The 19,497-nt window shown below is 59.3% G+C and carries 15 protein-coding genes; 10 read left to right on the top strand and 5 right to left on the bottom strand.

The window, feature by feature from the left end; all coding sequences use genetic code 11:
* Positions 1-15: 15 nt before the first annotated feature.
* On the top strand, positions 16-687 hold the full coding sequence (locus H7B67_RS03220; RefSeq protein WP_185118356.1) for a cysteine-rich repeat secretory family protein: 672 nt from the start codon (positions 16-18) through the stop codon (positions 685-687).
* Positions 684-4,736, top strand: coding sequence for a glycoside hydrolase family 2 protein (locus tag H7B67_RS03215; RefSeq protein WP_185118355.1), 4,053 nt, complete (start codon positions 684-686; stop codon positions 4,734-4,736). Before H7B67_RS03220 ends, H7B67_RS03215 begins: the two co-directional genes overlap by 4 nt.
* Positions 4,737-4,768: 32 nt before the next feature.
* Here the strand turns inward: H7B67_RS03215 and H7B67_RS03210 are convergent, their stop codons facing one another.
* Positions 4,769-5,626: a helix-turn-helix transcriptional regulator gene (locus tag H7B67_RS03210; RefSeq protein WP_185118354.1), complete on the bottom strand. Its 858-nt coding sequence runs from the start codon at positions 5,624-5,626 to the stop codon at positions 4,769-4,771.
* A gap of 184 nt (positions 5,627-5,810) precedes the next feature.
* On the opposite strand from H7B67_RS03210, the gene H7B67_RS03205 reads away from it, so the two are divergent.
* On the top strand, positions 5,811-6,488 hold the full coding sequence (locus H7B67_RS03205) for a hypothetical protein (protein ID WP_342592537.1): 678 nt from the start codon (positions 5,811-5,813) through the stop codon (positions 6,486-6,488).
* A 75-nt stretch (positions 6,489-6,563) separates the two neighbouring features.
* Here H7B67_RS03205 and H7B67_RS03200 read toward each other — a convergent pair whose 3' ends face one another.
* Positions 6,564-7,697: a glycoside hydrolase family 88 protein gene (locus tag H7B67_RS03200; RefSeq protein ID WP_185118353.1), complete on the bottom strand. Its 1,134-nt coding sequence runs from the start codon at positions 7,695-7,697 to the stop codon at positions 6,564-6,566.
* Between the two features lie 239 nt (positions 7,698-7,936).
* Between H7B67_RS03200 and H7B67_RS03195 the strand changes: the two genes are divergently transcribed.
* Complete coding sequence (locus tag H7B67_RS03195; RefSeq protein ID WP_185118352.1) at positions 7,937-8,479, top strand: glutathione peroxidase; 543 nt, start codon at positions 7,937-7,939, stop codon at positions 8,477-8,479.
* A gap of 95 nt (positions 8,480-8,574) precedes the next feature.
* Here H7B67_RS03195 and H7B67_RS03190 read toward each other — a convergent pair whose 3' ends face one another.
* Entirely contained in the window at positions 8,575-9,747 is a 1,173-nt protein-coding gene (locus H7B67_RS03190) for an epoxide hydrolase family protein (RefSeq protein WP_185118351.1), read from the bottom strand.
* An 80-nt stretch (positions 9,748-9,827) separates the two neighbouring features.
* Positions 9,828-10,745, bottom strand: coding sequence for a helix-turn-helix transcriptional regulator (locus H7B67_RS03185; protein WP_185118350.1), 918 nt, complete (start codon positions 10,743-10,745; stop codon positions 9,828-9,830).
* Between the two features lie 164 nt (positions 10,746-10,909).
* Between H7B67_RS03185 and H7B67_RS03180 the strand changes: the two genes are divergently transcribed.
* Entirely contained in the window at positions 10,910-11,188 is a 279-nt protein-coding gene (locus H7B67_RS03180) for a (2Fe-2S) ferredoxin domain-containing protein (RefSeq protein ID WP_185118349.1), read from the top strand.
* A 66-nt stretch (positions 11,189-11,254) separates the two neighbouring features.
* Here the strand turns inward: H7B67_RS03180 and H7B67_RS03175 are convergent, their stop codons facing one another.
* The gene (locus H7B67_RS03175; protein WP_185118348.1) at positions 11,255-11,839 is read right to left on the bottom strand and encodes a hypothetical protein; all 585 of its coding nucleotides are present in this window, start codon (positions 11,837-11,839) and stop codon (positions 11,255-11,257) included.
* Between the two features lie 200 nt (positions 11,840-12,039).
* Between H7B67_RS03175 and H7B67_RS03170 the strand changes: the two genes are divergently transcribed.
* From H7B67_RS03170 to fhuB, 5 genes are all read left to right on the top strand, one after another.
* Positions 12,040-14,145: a GAF domain-containing sensor histidine kinase gene (locus H7B67_RS03170; protein ID WP_185118347.1), complete on the top strand. Its 2,106-nt coding sequence runs from the start codon at positions 12,040-12,042 to the stop codon at positions 14,143-14,145.
* Positions 14,146-14,168: 23 nt separating this feature from the next.
* Positions 14,169-14,876: a response regulator gene (locus H7B67_RS03165; protein WP_245363702.1), complete on the top strand. Its 708-nt coding sequence runs from the start codon at positions 14,169-14,171 to the stop codon at positions 14,874-14,876.
* A gap of 89 nt (positions 14,877-14,965) precedes the next feature.
* The gene (locus tag H7B67_RS03160) at positions 14,966-15,685 is read left to right on the top strand and encodes a CTP synthase C-terminal region-related (seleno)protein (protein WP_185118346.1); all 720 of its coding nucleotides are present in this window, start codon (positions 14,966-14,968) and stop codon (positions 15,683-15,685) included.
* Between the two features lie 599 nt (positions 15,686-16,284).
* Positions 16,285-17,346 carry an ABC transporter substrate-binding protein gene (locus H7B67_RS03155; RefSeq protein WP_185118345.1) on the top strand — a complete coding sequence of 354 codons (1,062 nt, stop codon included), beginning with the start codon at positions 16,285-16,287 and terminating at the stop codon, positions 17,344-17,346.
* Positions 17,343-19,442, top strand: coding sequence for a Fe(3+)-hydroxamate ABC transporter permease FhuB (gene fhuB / locus H7B67_RS03150; protein WP_342592539.1), 2,100 nt, complete (start codon positions 17,343-17,345; stop codon positions 19,440-19,442). Before H7B67_RS03155 ends, fhuB begins: the two co-directional genes overlap by 4 nt.
* Positions 19,443-19,497 lie beyond the last annotated feature (55 nt).

Genomic DNA, 19,497 nt, shown 5'->3' with positions numbered 1-19,497 from the left:
CCGACGGAGGTAGTCATGAAGCGTTATATGTATAGAGCGCAATGCCGGCCGGGAGTGGAGCCGGAAGCCTGCTTGCGGGCGATGAAGCGGGCGGTTGAAGGAAGGCGGGAACGTTGTCCCGCGGAGAATACCAGCGTGTTCACCTATGGAGACGAGTGGTTTCTCTATTACGAATGCTCGGGAGAGGAGAAGGTCGATCCGGATCTCCTGTTCGCCGAGGCGGGGGAGCTGCTGGCCGTTTGGCCGGGCGCGGGAGCTGGGCAAGCGCGGCATTGGGCGCCGATGACGGACATTTTCCACTACCAGCGGCCGGTGTCGGCCGAGCATTGGGCCCGCAAGCATCCGGACCGCAAGCCGTACGGCCGAATCGCCGTCTTGAAGCCGGAGGAGATCGCCAGCTACGTGTACTACCATTACCAATACCAAGAGGAACGCCCGGGAGACGGCGACAAGTACGGCATCATCGGCCTTCATGAGAATGTGCTGTTCTTCTATTCGGAGCTGCCGGCCACGCTCGAGAAGGCGCCTTACGAAGGGAAGCTGAAGACGAACCTGCGTCCGGATAACTGGCAGGCGGTGATGGACCCTCACTTCGTCATGTGGACGGACGCGCCCCCGGGGGAAGAGGTTTGGCGGAAGCTGCCGCTTGTTCTTGAAGCTAGTGAGCAAGGGAGGTTAGGCGGATGACGGCGCGGCACGCTATTTGTTTGAACGGAGAGTGGGATTTCATGCCGCTCTACGGCGAGCCTCTGCGGCGCGATCTCCCGGACCGGCTCGTGTACGAGGAGCGGAAGGTTCGGGTTCCTTCGAGCTGGCGAAGCTCCTTCGTGAACGGACAAGGGAAGCTCTGGGGAGAGATTCCGAAGCATGGCTATGCGCCGATGGACCTGAACGGCTACCCGAAGGAATGGCAGGCGGCGGATGCTGGCGTGCTGCATCGCAGCTTCCGCGTTCCGGAAGAAATGGCCGGGCAGCGCATCGTGCTGAGATTGGACGGCATTATGGAGAAGGCGGCCATCTATCTCGATCGGGAGAGGTTCGCCGTCTGGGAGGACGGCTACCTGCCGCTCCGGCTCGACGTCACGGACCGCGTAACGCCCGGCGGCGAGCATGAGCTCCATGTCGTTTGCGGCAGCTTCGACACCGTTACGATCGCCTCGGGTCAGCAGAAGTCGACCGGGCTGACCGGCTCGTGGTTCAGCTACGTGTGCCGGGGAATCTGGCAGGATGCGTGGCTGGAGAGCTATCCGAACGTCGCGTTGGCGGATGTCGTCGTTCGAACCTCTTACCGTCAGGGGACTCTCGAGGTGGATGCGGCTGTAGAATCGACGGATAAGGCTGGCGGCTACGATCCCGAGCGCCATCTGCTGACGGCGACGCTGCGAGTGAGGGAGCGGGGGAGCGGGCCGGCCGGCGAGCCCGTTCTGCGATCGGAGGCGGAGGTTCTGCCGAGCGGGTCGGCGCCCAGTCTATGCGAGAACGAGACGGCGGGAGGCATCCGGACGTACCGGGCCGCGTTCCGGCTGGATTGGCAGGAGGCGAAGCTCTGGAGCCCGGACTCTCCGTTCCTCTACGAGGCGGAGCTGGAGCTGAGGCTGAACGGCAGGAAGGTCGACGTTCTCACGGAGACGTTCGGCTTCCGGGAAATCTGGACCGAAGGGCCGCAATTCGTGTTGAACGGCGTGCCGATCAACCTGAGAGGGGACTCCTGGCACTTCCAGGGCGCCATCCAGATGACGGAAGCTTACGTACGCAATTGGTATCGGATGTGCAAGGAGGTCGGCATTAACAGCATCCGGCTTCATGCGGAGCCGTATCCTTCGCTTTACTTGGACATCGCGGACGAGGAAGGCATGCTCATCGTCGACGAGACGGCGATCTACGGCTCGGCGAAGAAAATGCAGGCGGACCATCCCGACTATCTCGCGAATTGCGAAGCCCATATCCGGCGGCTCCTTCGCCGGGACAAGAACCGCCCGTCCGTCATCCTGTGGAGCCTGCAGAACGAGATGCGCTGGGTCGACGGCCGCGACGGGTTTAAACGGTTCATGCCCGGATGGATGGCGATGATGAAGGAGATCGATCCGACTCGTCCGATTATCGCGGAAGGCGACAACCGGCTGCTCCCGAAGGAGCTGACCGAGGTGGAGAGCCGCCACTACAACATCGACGGCACGATCGAGCAGTGGGACCGAGCCGTTCCGCTCGTCTTCGGCGAGCACGGCGGCTGGTGGTATATCTGCCCGCAGAACGCCAGCCCTTACTCGGGGCTCTCGGCCTATCGGGGAACCGACGAGAGCACGCTCGGCTTGGCCGAGAAGGAGCGGCTGTTCGTGGAATACGCCAGACGCCGGGGCGTGTCCGGCATCAGCACGTTCAACTTCGCGCATTATTTCATGCGGGCGATGCCGGATGAGGACGTTGTGCTCTCGAAGGGAGAACCGGCGACGGCCGGCGTTTCTTTCGATCGCATTCCGGCTTACTCGCTGACTCTAAATAATGGGCTGCTGCCGGAGGAGTATCCGGCCTGCAGGCCGAACCCGGCTTTCGCCGTCATGGCGGCGGCGTTCAAGGCGGCGACGATCATCCCGTCCGAGTACAATCGCTCCTTCTACGACGACGAGCCGATTCGCCGACGCTTCGACGTCTACAACGACACGCTTCGGGCGAGGGATGTCGCCGTCGAAGCCCGGATCGTGCAGGAGGGGCGCGTCGTCTTCAAGGAGACGTTCCGCTTCCGCCAGGAGCCGGCGGAGCGCCGAACCCTGGAGCTGATTTGGACGCCGGACAAGGCGGGGAGCCGCCGCGCCGAAGCCGCGCTCGCGGCCGTCCTGAAGCATGACGGGGAGACGGTTCACGAGCTGAATGTCGATTATTCGATCTATTCGGCGAGCCTCAAGTCCGAGCCCGTGCGGCTGGCAGGCCCGGTCGCTTACGCAGGCGGAGACTCGGATTATGAGATCGTTCGAGCGTTGGTCCCGGCCTGCGAGCGAATCGGAGAGTCGGATATCGCCAATTTGGGAGGGGGATCCGTGCTGATCGTAGGAAGCGGCAGATCCGACCCGGACGGGAGCCTCGAGTGCAGACTGCAGCGCTTCGTGGCGTCGGGCGGCCGTCTGCTTCTGCTGGAGCAGAGGCAGCTCTCGCTCGGCAAGCTGGCGCTCTCTCGCCGCGGCTTTATGAGAGCCCACGCGGGAAGCTATGCTCATCCGGTTCTGGAGGGGCTCGGCGACGACGATCTGATGTTCTGGCACGAAGATTCCGGCGAAGAAGGTCCCGATCCGATCATCGGCGCCGCGTTCTTCAAGCCGGTAACCGGCGATTATACGATGCTGCTCGAGTGCGGCACCGGAGACTTCGGAGACGGCGGCGATCTATGGACTCCGCTGTTGGAATACCGGAGCGGGCCGGGGATGTTCCTCGCGAACCAGCTCGACGTCATGAGCAACGCGGATCGAGTACCGCAGGCGATGCTGCTGCTGCGCAACATGCTCGCCTACGTCGGCAGCGCGGCCACGAACACGTCATCATCAACTTCGGCTTCGGCACCGACGGCAAAAACGGCTGTCTATGCCGAGCCAGGCGGCGAATCGGAACGATTCCTCGCTCGATTGACTCTGGCATACGACGCAATAAGCCGCCTGACCGACGAAGCGCTTGCCGGACGCGAACTGCTTATCGCCGAAGCATCCTTGCTCGAGGAGCCGGGAGTGGCCGAGACGGCAAGGCGATTCGCGGAAGCCGGGGGCTATGTGGTCGTGCTTCCGGCCGACAGCCGTCGCGAAGCCTCATTAGGCCGGCTGCTGGATCGGCCGGTCAAAGCGGTACCGCACGAATCCTATCATCTGGAAGCCGTCTATGCGTTCGAGGAGATGCTTGGCATAAGTCCCGTCGATCTCTTCGGCTACGATAAGGTATTCCTGTCCCCTCGGGATACGACCAACCGAATTCTGGTCCGCCATCGCTTGGAGGTCGAGAACGCCGAGGCGTTATGCGTGAGCGTGGAAGGGACGGCATGGGAGGATTACTTCATCGGGGGCTTTACGGCGGAATACAGCCGCTTGGCGTTGGTGGAGCTGAATCGAAGGCAAGCGAGGGAGCCGGGCGCCTTCCTCCTCCGAGCGGCGATCGGGCAAGGAGCGGCGATCTGCTCGCAACTGCTGCCGAACCCCGACGACGAGAAGAGCGTACGTCTCTACACCAGGCTGCTCGGCAATCTGGGCGCCTCCTTCGCGGATGGCGTGCTGGAAGGCGTCAAAGGGGATGCCGAATCCGCCGTCGAGGCGATCATGGCGCTTCCTTGTCCGCCGCATGTCCCTCTGGAAGAGATGCGGGCTTATTACATCGATCCGGAATTTTCGCTAAATAATTTAGGCGAAGGCTTGTACGGATGGATGCTGAAGCGGGAGCGGCACCCGGATGACGGCCTGTTCCGCATTCCGGCCCCGAACGGGAGGCCATGGCTGTTCAGCTGCTTCGTGCATGCCCCCGAGCCCGGCCGAACCGGCAAGCTTCGCGTCGCGGGCAACTACCCTTACGAACTGTATCTGAACGGCAGTCTTATTCCGGACCCGGCTGGCGGGATCGTCCTGCTGGGCGGAATCAACCGTCTCGTCGTTGTCGTTCATGCCGGCGAAGAGCCGCTAACCCTCGGGCTTATTTTCCATAACGATGACGGAACCTACATGAACGACCTCGAGTATCGATTGACGATCGCCGAGGTCGAACCGAAATAATCGGGCGTATCGCCGGACGGAACTAGAGTAAGCTAGCGAATGCTTCTCCGGTACTGCTCCGGCGATACGCCTTTAGCCCGCTTGAACATCTGGCAGAAATAAGACGTCGACAGTCCTCCGAGCTCCGAAGCGATCTCTTGAACGGACTTGGAGGTATTCGCGAGCAGCGCGCAGGCCTCCCGAACGCGGCGCCGGATCACGTAATCCGACAGCGTCATGCCGGCGGACTTCTTGAACACGTGGGAGACGTGGTACGGGGACAGGTGCAGGCTCTCCGCCAGCTCCTCTAGCTTGAACGGCTTCCTGTAATGCTCGTCCAGCCACTCGGTTATCCTCTCCGCATGGGACTGGGCGCGCGAAGGAATGTCCGAAGCGGCTTCCGCCTCCGCCTTGAACAGGTTCTTCTGCAACCATTGGATCAGATTCAACAGAAGGAGCCCGATTTCTTCATCCTGGCCGGGGGAGCCCGTTCCCCGAGCCAGATGGAACCGCTCGAGCAGTGCCGGAATGGGCGAATCTTGCAAGTCCGTGAAGAACGGCTTGCGCAGATGGCCCTTCCACAGCGTTCGATAGAATCTCTCCAGCACGGGGAACGGCGCCAGATAACGCTCGAGCAGATGCGGATCGAACGTCAGGTTGGTCCGCGTGTAGGAGCGTCCCGGCTCGAGGGGAACGGCTACCCGATGCAGCTGATAAGGCTGGAACCAGACGAGCGAATGATTCTCGATCGGATAGGTCAGGTTGTCGACCATGATCTCGCCATGACCTTCGTATATGTACAGCATCTCGATTCCGCGATGGGCGTGGTGGTAGTACGATTCCGAATGCTGCTGCTTATACGCGAAAAGGATGGAGTCGGGTTCGACGCCGTGATCGGTCGCTTTGTTCATTGCGGCTGAACGCTCCTCGAGGGAATGTAGGCATGCTATTCCCATTATAAAGAGCGGCGTCTGTCCTGAACATCCCGACTCGTACCTGATAGCGGAAACTTTTCAATAGAGCTTGGGAGATAAAGAGGATTTTGGTCGTTAGCAGTCGAATCCTGTAATTTATACAAATTATGGGGGTCTTTGCGTGAAAAAGCTGATTTATGGATTGGTCTCATTGGCGTTGGCATCCTCGCTGGCAGGGTGCAGCGAAGATAAGGGTTCCGCTAACGAGATCGCTCAACTAAAGGAACAAGTAACAAAGCTGACGGCCGAAAACCAAGCTCTCAAGACGCAAGTCGAAGAGGCTAAGAAAGCCGAAGAAACAAAACCATCTCAAGAACCTTCCCCATCTCCTACTCCCGAGCCGTCGCCCAGTCAGGAAGCGGACGTCATCGAGTTGCAAAAGGCGCTGACGATTGCCGATTTTGCCGAGATAACGATAGCCAAAGCGGCTTTTACTTCCAAAGTGGAGCCGCCTAATCCGGATAGTCTGTATTCGTATTATGAAGTCAAGGAACCGGGGAATATTTATTTGGACACGGTAATAAAGGTTAAAAGTTTACTGACCTCCGAAAGGGTATCGGATGAGTTCGTCTCCGTCAAAATAATGTACGACGACAAATACGAATATAGCAGCTTCTCAACCATCGAGGAAAGCGGAGGCACCGATTTAACCTACAGCAATATCACGAATATTGAACCGCTGAAGACCGGGACATTGCATTATATAGCCGAACTTCCGAAAGAGGCTTCCGAAGGCACGAAGCCGGTGAAAGTCATCGTGTCGATTCAAGGCAAGGATTATACTTACAAGATGCGGTGAATCTAGCGGAGTAAGCAAAAGAAACTATAAGAAAGCCGAAGCGGCGCAGGGAAGATCCCTGTGCCGCTCGGCTTTTTACCCGCGTTCGTACCAATATCCCGGCGTGCCTTGGTGAAGGCGCAGCAGCGCCTCGAGATAGAAGTAATCTCCCCAGATGACGAAGTCGTCCGGAGAAGCTCCGCCCCGCACCGAGTAGGAGCCATGGCGCAGGAAGCCTTCCTCCGTCGCGTCTCCGGCGGTGAAGTAGTTGTTCGTCAGCGATTCCAGCTGATCCGTCACGGAACGAAGCAGGAATTCTCGATCCGGGTCTCCCGGCGGCAGATGCTCCGCCAGCTCCAGAATGCCGCAAGCGGCAATGGCCGAAGCCGAGCTGTCCCGCGGCGTTCCGGCCTCCTGCGGCACGTCGAAGTCCCAATACGCGACGCGGTCTTCCGGCAGATGGTCGATGAAGTAGCGCGCCAGCCTACGGGAGGTCTCGAGGTAGACAGGATCCCGGAAATACCGGTAGGCGAGCGCGAAGCCGTAGATGCCCCAAGCCTGACCGCGAGTCCAAGTGGAGCCGTCCCGGAAGCCTTGATGCGTGCCTCCCCGTAGCGAATCTCCCGTTTTCTGGTCGAAGTAGAAGGTATGGTAGGAGGAGTCGTCTCCCCTGACGAGGAATCTCCGGCTTTTCTCGGCATGAATGCGTGCCCTCTCGGCATAGATAGGATTGCCGGTTTGCTCGGTCGCCCAGTAGAGCAGCGGAAGGTTCATGAGGCAATCGATGATGATCCGGCCTCCGTTATCGGGATCCCCTTCGGGTCCCCAAGCCTGGATCAATTGCGAATCGGGTCTCCAGCGCTTCATAAGAACGTCGGCCGCTTGCAGGGCCAGCGCTCTCGCGTTCTCGTCCTTCTCCAGAATCCATTGCGCCTTCGCGGAGAGGGAGTACAGGAAGCCGATGTCGTGGTGGTCCAGCTCTTGGTTTTTCTCCAGTCTCCGCTTGAAAGTATCGACGCTCTTGACGGCTGCCTCGCGAATGCCCGAATCCTTGTTATATTCGTAGGTAAGCCACAGAATGCCGGTCCAGAAGCCTTCCGTCCAGGACGTATGATTTTCCAGGCGGTAGTTGCTGCCTCCCTCGCTCACGAGCGGGAAGCTGTCGCCGAAGCGGGCGATGTTGGCCTTGGTCGTGCGAATGGATTGTTCGATTGCGGTTTGCCAGTTCATAGCGGTAGAGGGCCCCCTAATCCATCGGATAAGTTCTTGCCCTCATTATAGGCGAACGGGCGGCCCTCTTTGTTGTGCAAGTATATCGCTATGTTGCGATTTCGGCCGTTCGTCGCCAACTGGGAGTGTTATTGGCTGGAGCTATAAATGCAATAGAGATCATATATTTCAATTATAAGTCGGCGGGGAATAGGATGGATATAAGAGGTGCAGCTTTGAATGCGAGGGAGGAATGCTCCATGTCCGTTTATTCATTTCAAGCCGCCGCCATTGACGGCAAGCAAGTCGAACTGTCGAGCTACCGAGGCAAAATTCTTCTAATCGTCAACACAGCCAGCGAGTGCGCTTATGCCCGGCAGTTCGCCGATCTGCAGATGCTGTACGAGAGATGGAAGGAGAAGGGCTTCGAGATTCTAGGTTTTCCCTGCAATCAATTCAACGGAAGAGAGCCCGGAAGCCATGCGGAGATCAAGCAGGCGTGCGAGAGCAGGGGAGTGACGTTCCCGCTGTTCGAGAAAGTCGAGGTCCGGGGGCCGTCCGCCCATCCGCTTTATCGATACCTGACGGCACAAGCCCCATTCCGAGGGTTCGACCTTCGGACGGAGAACGGCGAGTGGATGGATCGATTCCTTAGGGAAAAGCATCCGGAGATTGCCGAAGGAGACGGAATCAAGTGGAACTTCACCAAGTTCCTGATCGGCCGCGACGGCGAGGTGAGAGAGAGATTCGAGACTCCCGTCGAGCCGGCGGATATCGAACCGGCTATTCAATCGCTCGTGTGATCGAAGAAAAGCCGAAAGCTCCGCGGGATGGGAGCTTTCGGCTTTTCTCAATATAAACAAAAGAATATATCATTTCTTGGGCAGCAAATGCTGCGTCATCGAAACAGACGGAAGAACTTTCGCAAATCCTCCGCAAGGATGTCAGGCACTTCCATGGCCGCGAAGTGCCCGCCGCGTTCGTATTCGGACCAGTGAACGATATTGGTATTGTCCCGTTCGGCGAAGTGCCGAATGGATTGAAAGTCGTTCGCGAACACGGCGATCCCGGTCGGCGCGCGGCTTGGCTCGCTCCGATGAGCTGCGCGGGCATCTTCGTAATACTGACGCGCGGACGAGCCGGCAGTCCCGGTCAGCCAATACATCATCACTTGAGTCAAGATTTGATCCCGAGTAAGCAAATTGGGTTCTCCCATGCCCATGAGAAGTTCATTCCAGGCAAGCTGGCCTACAGGCGAGTCGGTCAAAGCATAGGCCAGCGTTTGGGGTCTCGTGGACTGGATGGCGGAGAACCCCGCCTTCTCGCTGAAGTTCGACAGAATTTGAAGGCGGCGCATGTCTTCTTCGCTCAGGTTCGCCATCTCGGCGGGATCGCCCGACGGAAAGGAGAATAATTGCAGGACGTGCACGCCGACGACATGATCGGGATCTGCCATTCCGAGCGCGCGCGTAATCAAGGAACCGCCGTCGCCGCCATGCGCCGCATACCGATCGTATCCTAACCGATTCATGAGCGTTGCCCATGCGCGGGCAATGCGATTGGAGCTCCATCCTGTTTCGCGCGTCGGCCCGGAGAAGGTATACCCCGGCACGGAAGGAATGACTACGTGGAACGCATCGGCCGCATCTCCGCCGTGCGAGCGCGGATCCGTCAAAAGATCGATCATGTCGATGAACTCCGCGAACGAACCCGGCCATCCGTGCGTCAAAATAATCGGCATCGCGTTCGGTTCTTCCGAGCGCGCGTGAATGAAATGGATATTCGCGCCGTCGATTTCGGTGACGAACTGCGGATATCGATTGAACTTTGCCTCGTGTTTGCGCCAGTCGTAATCGTTCCGCCAATAATGCGCCATTTCCTTTACGACATTTAGCGGCGTCCCGTATGTCCAATCGACTCCGGGAAGCTCGTCCGGCCAGCGGGTGCGGTCAAGCCGTTCGAGAAGATCGTCCAACGCTTCTTGCGGGACTTCGATACGAAAAGGACGAATGTCCGCGTTATCGCCATCCTGATGATTTCTTTCCTGTACATGCGCGTTATTGTTTGCCATTATTTTCGTTCCTCCTGATCGTTTATCCTCTGGATTTGGATTCGATCTCAGGATATAAAAAAAAGTATGACAGCGGACTGTCATACTTGCGAGTATATTCGCGAGATTTTTTGGATTGTATCCTTCAAGGTCTGTCTTAGCTCAAGAGGCTCGATGATTTCCGCCTCGCTTCCGAAGCTTAGAATAATAGAGAGAAGCCGCTTTTCTCCCACGGCATTGTCAAGCTTTAGCCGGATGGTCAACGAACCGTCCGGATTAAAGCTTCTTTCCGCGTCATAGAAGTAATCCAACGCTTTGGCCATCGACTCGCTCGAGAAGCGAAGCACGACATCGATATGATCGTTCCAACGGAATTTCTCGAACGTCATCCGCTGCGGCGAAGCGTCGTGGCGGCGCTCGAACCGATCCGGAAGGAGGCGAAGCTCCGCCATTCTCGAAAGCCTGAACTCCCGATAATCGTTGCGCGACCGGCAATAGCCGAATAGAAACCAGGTATCGTATTGATAATGGAGACTGACCGGCTCCACGGCTCGCCGAGTTCTTTCGTTCTTGCCGCTGACGTATTCGAACTCGACGGCATGCCGATCCGAAATGGCGCTTCTAAGCATGCGCAGCGACTCGTTATAAGAACGGAGGCTTCCCATATCCATGGACAAGTTCGGAGGACGGTCGTCCTTCTGGATCGTTTGCAGCTTCCGGACGGTTTCCATGGCCCGCTCGTCGTCGAAAACCGTCGACATGCTGTGAAGAACCGTGATGAGGGACCCTACGTCGTAAGTGCCCAACAAGCTTCTATCCATTTTATACGACTCGATGATCCCGTAACCGCCGTTTACTCCTTGATATGACACGACCGGTATGCCGGCCGCGCAAATCGCGTCGATATCCCGGTAGATCGTCCGCTGGGATACGCCGTACTTCTCCGCCAGAGCGGAAGCCGACACCACTTCGTTATTTAGAAGCATATAGATCATCGAGATCAAGCGCTCCAGCTTCATCCTTCTCACTCCGCTCGCGTCATCCGATTGTTTCCTTTCACTATACCATAACGTCGTAAAACCTCATTAACGTCTTCGAACACCGACATAATGCCGTCATATTTGCTCCTCTATGATGACATTGCCAAGCGGTTGAACGATCATGATGAGGAGGCAATATTAATATGAATACGAAAATCATGGTATGCTCGGGGAAGATGTGCGTTAAAAAGAATGGCGAGGAGGCTATCGAGGCCGTTGCGGCCTCCATCCTCAAGGAGGTCGAGCTGCTGAGCATGCGGCGCGAGGTAGAAGTCGGTCTCGGAAAGTGCATGAGGTCATGCAGCAAGGGATGCGTGGTCACGACTCATCCGGATGGGAACAAATACTTCAAAGTGACGCCGGAGTCCGGTCGGGAGATCGTGAGCGCCATATCGGAATCGCAGGCATGCGTAACGGCCTGATATTGAAGCGGTAAAGCCTCGCCCCGGAAGATCGGGCGAGGCTTCTTGGCTTGCTTTCCTTCGAGCCTACGCGCTTATCGGCTTCTGGAACTCCGCGCTCTCTTTCTCCGTGCGGGAATTCAGCTTGCCGGTCCAGATGCAGTAGCCCATTCCGACGTAAGTGAGCCCCCAGAACATCGCGAACAGCTTGTTGTCCGCGATGGGCAGGAACATGCTGAGGATCATGAGGACATTCAGAAGCACGATCCAGCGGGGAAAAACTTTGGCGCGGTAAGTCAAGATCGTGAACAGGACCGTTCCGCCGGTGAGGCCGATCATGTTGATCATCCCGGAGATGACGACGACCGTTCCCTCCGGCTTAGGACCGCTTGGATCCATCACGAAGGTCGTGAACAGCAGCGCCGTCGTGACCACGTTGCCGATAATGATGCCAAGGGTGCTGATGAAGCCCGTTACCCCTGTTTCCTTCGATTGCACCTGATAGATCGCGATCGTTCCCACGGACATCAGGATGCACGCGATATAACCGAAGACCAGCTCCGGCATGCTGTCCGTCCCCCAGATGAAGGAGGTCGGCGTCATGCCGATTCTCGCGATCCCCGCCAGCAAACAGATCATTCCTAACCAACGTACTACCGTCGATTCGTTCATTTCGTTGTTTCCCTCCGATATTCGATTGGCATTGCCGCCTGAATCTTATCTTAGAGGCGGAGCCGCCTTGGGAGACAGGGTAAGAGATGCTCGAATTCTCGGGAATCCGCGGTTTCCCGAAACCGGGAAAATAGGAAGAGCCGGCAGGAAATAACGGCATTCCCATATTCAGCGGCCGGCCGCGCTAATATAATGAAAGCATGGATAAAATCAGAGTCTATCAGCTGCTGATCGGCGTCTTCTTCGCGATGACGGCCGTGCTGTATATCAATTGCATCCCCAGCTATTACGAGACCTTGGTAACGCAATGCATCCCGGACGGCTGCGGCCTGTCCGTTCCCGCGCTTACCCTGGATCCGGAGGGGCTCTCGAACAAGGAAACGGCGGTTCTTCTCGTCCTGGTCGATTGCCTGTTCACCGCGGTCTTCTATGCCTCGGCGGCCATCCTCCTATGGAAGGGACCTCGGGAACCGATGGGGCTGACGGCCGCGCTGGCCATGGTCGCCTTCGGAACGTCCTTCCCCTCGCTGGTCATGGTCGGCTCGCCGGATGCTTCGTTCGCGCTCGGTTGGTTCCACGGCGTCTCGGCGATCGGGTGGATCTCCCTTTCGCTGTTCTGCCTTCTTTTCCCGGACGGCCGATTCGTTCCTTCTTGGACCCGATATCCTCTCCTCCTCATCGTGATCGTCGATCTGGTTAACTTCTTCTATGGGGGCAACATGTGGGCGGATCTGGAGCTGTCCGTCTATCTCCAGTTTGCGTGGTTTATGTCGACGACGGTACTGCTCATATACGCCCAGATTTACCGGTTCCGGCGAATGTCCACCCCCGTGCAGCGCCAGCAGACCAAGTGGGTCGTCTACGGCGTGACCGTAAGCTTCGCGGGCTTCATCGTGATCAGCATCCTGTTCGATCCCGGCATCTACAATGGGCAGGCGACCAGCTTCATCTATCTGAACGCCGTCCTGCATCTGTTCCTGTCGGCCATTCCGGTCACGCTGACGCTGGCGGTGCTGAGGCGGCGGCTGTGGAATATCAATCCTCTCGTCAACCGGACTCTTCTGTACGGGGCTTTGTCCGTCTGCGTGGGACTCCTGTACGCCGGGGTTGTTTTCTATCTGGGCCGGCTGTTCGAATCCTGGAACCGCTTTGTCATCTCGTTGATCGCGACGGGGCTTGTCGCCGCGGCGTTCGGCCCGATCAAAGAATGGCTGCAGCTGCGGGTCAATCGGCTCCTCAAGGGGCGTCACGACGATCCTTACTCGGTCCTGCTGGAGCTGGGTAGCCAATTGATGCAGCCTCTCCCGCCTGCCGAGATGCTCTCGGCCGTCGCCCGCAAAGTGAAGGAAGCGCTCCGCTTGCCTTACGCGGGCATCGCGATCGAAGTCGAAGGCCAAGAAACGATCATCGCCGAATCCGGGGATCGGCGGGAAGGGCTCGAGCTGAACGCGTTCCCCATCATCTATCGCGGCAGGACGCTAGGCACGCTTTATGCCGCCAACCGTTCGTCCGGCGAGACGTTCTCGGCGGAGGATCACATTTTCCTGGAGGTGCTGCTCCGCCATGCCGGGCCGCTCGTCAACAACGCGGATATGCTGCAAGGGATGAGAAAGCTGGCGGAGGATCTGCAGGAATCCCGGGAGAAGCTGGTGCTTGCCCGGGAGGAGGAGCGGCGGCGCATCCGCAACAACCTGCACGACGAGCTGGCGCCGAAGCTGGCCGCGCTCGCCCTTAACGTCGCGACGGCACGCAAGCTCGTGAATAAGGATCCGCAGACGGCCGGCACGATGCTCGATGAGCTTCGATTGGATATTAGATCCACGGTCGAGGACATCCGTTCTCTCGTCAGCGATCTGCGTCCGCCCGCTCTCGATCAGCTGGGTCTGGTTGGCGCCATTCGGGCCCGCATGGAGGAGATGGCCAAGCCGGCGAACCGGATCGCGGGGGAGACCGGCGGCCGAACGCTGCAATTCGAGATCGAAGCTCCGGTTATTCCGTCGCTTCGCGCGGCCGTAGAGGTCGCGGCCTACCGGATCATAACGGAATCCATGGTGAACGTCGTCAAGCATGCCGAAGCGACCCGATGCAAGGTGCGGTTGTCCATCGAAGAAGAAAACCGCTTGGCCGTCGAGATTACGGATAATGGCATCGGACCGGGCATCGGGGAGGCAGGCCGGAGCGCTACCGGCGGCATCGGCCTGCTGTCCATGCGGGAGCGGGCTGCCGAGATCGGAGGAGAATGCGGTATCGAGCGTCATGCCTCCGGAGGGACGAGGATTTGGGCGGTGCTGCCGCTTCAAGGATAGGGATGAAGGAGGAGAGGAACGCGATGAGAATCGTCATAGCCGAAGATCACCCCATGTTCCGCAACGGGGTTCGGAGCTTGCTCGCGACGACGGACGATCTGGAAGTGGTCGGAGAAGCGGCGAGCGGGGAGGAGGCGGTCAGGCTGGCGGAGGAGCTTAGCCCCGACCTGCTGCTCATGGACATACGCATGCCCGGCATGAACGGAATCGAAGCGACGCAAGTCATCCGGGAGAGGTTCCCGTCCATCGAGGTGCTGATTCTGACGATGTACCGGGACGATCAATCGGTCTTCACCGCCATGCGGGTCGGGGCCAAAGGGTACGTGCTGAAGGACGCGGACGAGGAGGAGCTGCTTCAGTCGATCCGGATGGTCGGAAGCGGCCGCGCGGTATTCGGCACGGGAATCGCGGAACGGATGATGCACTATTTCTCCTCCCAGGGGACGGCGGTCAGGGAAAGCCGCCTATCGGAGGGGCTGCCGGCTGCCGGTCCCGGTCATGCCGAATGGCAAAGCGATCCGGCGTTCTCGGAGCTGACCCGGCGCGAAGCGGAGATCCTGGCCCGGATCGCCAGCGGCGATACGAACGCGCAGATTGCCTCTCAGCTTCATGTCAGCGTTAAGACGGTGGCCAACAACGTGTCGAACATTCTCAACAAGCTTCAGGTCATGGACCGTCACGAGGCGCGGAGACTGGTCCAGCAATCCCGCCAGGAAAGGGTGGGCGAATAGCGGACGAATGGGCCTGGTTGACTATATACGCCGGAAGCCCCGCGGGGTAGAATGAATACTTATTTTGGCAAAAAGGGGATGAGGAAGGCATGGCTCGTGTCGGATTGATCGGGGATTATAATGGGCAGGTGAAGGCGCATATCGCCATTCCGCGCGCCCTTCGGCTGGCTGCGGACGAGCTTGGCTGCGAGGTAGAGGCGGCATGGATCGCGACGCCGGAGCTGGAGCGGGATCCGGGGCGAAGGCTGGCGGAATTCGACGCGCTCTGGTGCGTTCCGGCGAGCCCTTACGCCAGCATGGAGGGAGCCCTGAACGGAATCCGATTCGCCAGAGAGCATGGCGTTCCGTTCCTCGGGTCGTGCGGGGGCTTCCAGCATATGATCATCGAGTTCGCCCGGAACGCGCTTCGCTTGGAGGAAGCCGACCATGCGGAGACGAATCCGGCGGGCTCGATGCTGCTCGTGGCTCCGCTCTCCTGCGTCGTGAGCGAGAGATCCTTCCGCTTCCGGCTTGTTCCGGATACGTTGGCGGCGAAGAGCTACGGCAGCCTCGAGATCGAGGAGCAGTACGGCACCTGCAACTACGGCTTGGTCAAGGACTTCGCTCCGCGGCTCGACCAAGCCGGGCTTCGGATCGCCGGTCGGGACGAGGACGGCGAGATCCGCGTCATGGAGCTGAGCTCCCATCCGTTCTTCGTCGGGACGCTGTTCCAGCCGGAACGCTCGGCGTTCGCGGAGCGGGTTCATCCGCTGATCAAAGCCTACGTCCAAGCGGCGAGTTCGCGCATTCGCGAACTCCTCTCCCCTTGACGCTAACGCGCTAATGGAACTGACGGCCCTTATTTGTTGCCAAAACGATTATTTTTCGTTCTAACGGAACCAGGAGCCCTTATTTTAATGCAATAGTCGTATTTGCAGCCTATTTCTCTCAGATAACGTCGCTCATTTCCGTTAAACTTCAAAAATGAGCTTCCGGAGTCGAATAAGGGCTCTCATTTCCGTTAAAGCGGGTTCGTGCGTGGAGCGGCAGAATAAGATGCATCTTGGCACTTAGCCTAGGAAACACGAATTTCTCGATTTGGGTCTAACGGTTACTTCCATTCGAATCACTTGTCAACGACTGCTGCCTTCTCCAATCGGCACAATCTATGGATTAGGACATTCCAAACTGCCTCCACCGGCCAAGCCGGTGGTTCGTTTTGCTTTGAAGGAATCGTTGCGGCTAATTATCGCTTAATTGACAGGCTGGTTGCTTTTTATTTATGAGATACATTGACATAAATGTTGATAATGATTATCATTCTAACCGTACTGGTTTATCTATGCTTATTTTAAGCCCATAAGGGCGGATCGTCCCCACGCGGCGTACCTAGCTCCGTGCGGACCATCATTCGGGAGGAGTATCGTTCATGCGTTCGTTCAAATTCACGTTTGTTTTGGCTATCCTAGCCGTCGTTCTCGTTATTGCCGGGTGCGGCAACAATAACAATTCGTCCGACTCGGCGGCCTCGCCGTCCGCATCTTCATCGCCGTCCGCGTCCGCGGAATCCACGGCTCCGGCTTCGGAATCGGCGAGCCCGGCAGCGGATCAGGAACGGGTTATCAAGCACAGCCTGGGCGAGACGACGATCAAGGGAACGCCGCAGCGCGTCGTCGTTCTGGAGTGGGTATACGGAGAAGATTTGCTGGCGCTCGGTCTTAAACCGGTCGGATTCGCGGATATTGAAGGCTACAAGCAATGGGCCGGCGATGTCGAAGAGAAGTTCCCGCTCGGCGCGGAAGTGGTCGACGTGGGTACCCGCCAAGAGCCGAACCTGGAGGCGATCTCCGCGCTCAAGCCGGACCTGATCATCGGCGTCAAGTTCCGCGTAGAGCAAACGTACGACCAATTGAGCAAGATCGCTCCTACCGTCGTTTACGACCCTTATCCTGCGGAGGGCCAAGGAGATCAATACGAAGAGATGGAGACGACGTTCAAGTCTATCGCGGACATTGTAGGCAAGTCGGCGGAGGCGCAGACGGTGCTCGACAATCTGCATAAGACCTTCGAGGAAGCGAAGGCCAAGGTCGTCGCCGCCGGCAAGGAGAACGCTCCGTTCGTCCTCTCGATGGACTGGTCGAACCAGAACGCGGCTCAATTCCGCTTGTTCACGGACAACTCGATGGCCTCCAAAATTATCGAGAAAATCGGCCTCACGAACGCGTTCGAGCCGCAGCAGTTCGAAATCTACGGCTATTCCACGACGGACGTCGAGGCGCTGCCGGCCGTCCAGGATGCGAACTTCCTTCATATTACTCAGCCGGACGACGACGTCATCGCGAACATCCTGAAGGATAACGCGGTATGGAAAAGCTTGACCTTCGTCAAGGAGAATCGCGTGTATGCCCTTGGCGGCGATCTGTGGCCGTTCGGCGGTCCGATTCTGGCCGAGTCGATCGCGAACACGGTCTCCGGGATTATCGCCAAGTGACAAGAGCGATGAGCGGATTCGATTCGGGTTCCGCTTCGACGATCGCTTCTCCAGCCCAATCCGCCCTCGGCAGGTTGGGCTGGAAGCCTGTCGCGATGCTGTCGGGCGGCTTGCTGCTGCTGCTCGTCCTTGGATTTCTCAGCCTGACGCAAGGGTTGGCGCACGTCTCCTTGTCCGCGGTGGTCGATGCGCTGTTCTCTCCTAAGGATGTGCAGGAGCATCATGTCATCCGCAGCGTTCGGCTCCCCCGGACGTTCATGGCCTTGCTGTCCGGAGCGGCGCTGGCGGCGTCCGGCGCCCTGCTGCAGAGCGTGACGCGCAATCCGCTCGCCTCCGAGACGACGATGGGGGTCAATGCCGGCGCTTATCTGCTGGTCGTCGTCGGAACGATCTTTTTCCCCGCGGCGCTTCACCAATCCCCGCTGCCTTTCGCCGTTCTGGGCGGCGCATTGGCGGCTTACGCCTCTTATGCCCTTGGCGGAGGCCGCAAGTCGACCCCCGTGCGGGTCGCGATGGGCGGGATGATCATTACTCTGGTCCTCTCCTCGATCACGAGCGCTCTGCAGCTGCTGTTCGAGGACAGCACGCGGGGCCTATTCCTCTGGGGGGCCGGCTCTCTGGTTCAGAACGACTGGAGCGGAGTCCGATTCGTCTGGCCTTGGGTGGTCGTCGGCTTGCTGCTGCTCACCTTATCGGGCCGGCGGCTGGACTTGCTGGAATTCCATGAGGAAACGGCGAGGTCCTTGGGGCAAAAGGTGGCCGTCACCCGGGCGGCCGCGATGGGCTTGTCCGTCCTGCTCGCCTGCGTCAGCGTCAGCGTCGTCGGCCCGATCGGCTTCATCGGCCTGATCGCCCCTCATCTCGTGCGCCTGTCCGGCGTTCGCCGCCATTCTTGGCTGCTTCCGATCGGCGCCGTCTGGGGCGGAGCGCTGCTGGTAGGGGCGGATACGCTGTCCCGGGCGCTGAGCACCCGGGTAGGGGAGCTTCCGGCCGGCGCGGTTACGGCCCTGATCGGCGCTCCGTGGCTGATTTGGCTGGCGCTCCGCAGCGCCCGCCATGCGGTCCAAAGCGGGGGTTCGGCCTCGGGCGGAATCGCCTTGGGAATGAACAATCGCAACATTCCTTATTTCGTCTGGGTAGTCGTCTTCAGCTTGCTCCTGGCGGCCGTCTGCATCGGGGCGCTGATGAGCGGAACGACCAAGATGACGGCGACGGAAGTCGTCACGGCGTTGATAGGCGTCGGCAACGAGTTCCAGCGCAGCATGCTGCTCGACTTCCGGCTGCCCCGCCTGCTCACGGCGGCGCTGGCGGGAATGGCGCTGGCCGCCAGCGGCCATCTGCTGCAGAGCTCGGTTCGCAATCCGATGGCCGATCCTTCCGTCATCGGGGTGACGGGCGGCTCCGCCGTCGGCGCGATGCTGGTGCTCGTCGCCCTGCCGCAGCTCGGCGCGGGCTGGCTTCCGCTCGGCGCCGTCGCCGGAGGCATCGCGGCCGCCGGGATCGTCTACGCGTGCGCTTGGCGCCGGGGATTGAATCCGACGATCGTCGCCTTGGTGGGCATCGCCGTGTCCGCGGCGGCTTCCGCGATCGTCAATCTTCTCGTCATCCGCGGGCAAATGACGCTGGCGCCCGCGCTCGCTTGGCTGGCGGGAAGCACCTATGCCCGGGACTGGCCGGAGGTTATTCAGCTCGCCGCTCTCGTGGGCGCGTTCGTTCCGGCCGCTTGGCTGCTGGGACGCAAGGTGGATCTGCTCTCGTTCGGAGACGAGAGCTCGACCGGGCTCGGACTCCCCGTTCGGGGAACGCGTCTCGCCGTCGGCTTCCTTGCCGTTCTGCTCGCGGCCGTCGCGGCGGCCAACGTGGGAACGATCGGCTTCATCGGCCTGATGGCGCCGCATGCGGCGCGCCTCGTGGCCGGAGCCTCTTATCGGCGCTCGCTGCTGCTTTCCGTTCTCATGGGCGGGGTGCTGCTCGTCGCGGCCGATTGGGTCGGGCGCGTCATTCTGGAGCCGAGGGATATCCCGTCCGGCATCGTGGCGGCGCTGTTGGGCGCGCCATATCTGCTGTGGCTGATGCATAGAAGCAAACGAACGTAATCGAACTTAATCGTCGCTCGCCATCATGCAGCACGAGCTGCTTCCGAAGAGAGTC

It is taken from the genome of Cohnella thailandensis (genome assembly GCF_014212135.1).
GTDB classification, from domain to species: Bacteria; Bacillota; Bacilli; order Paenibacillales; family Paenibacillaceae; genus Cohnella; species Cohnella thailandensis.
The sequence above is the reverse complement of the archived record's forward strand: the minus strand, read 5'-3'. Positions and strand labels throughout refer to the sequence as shown.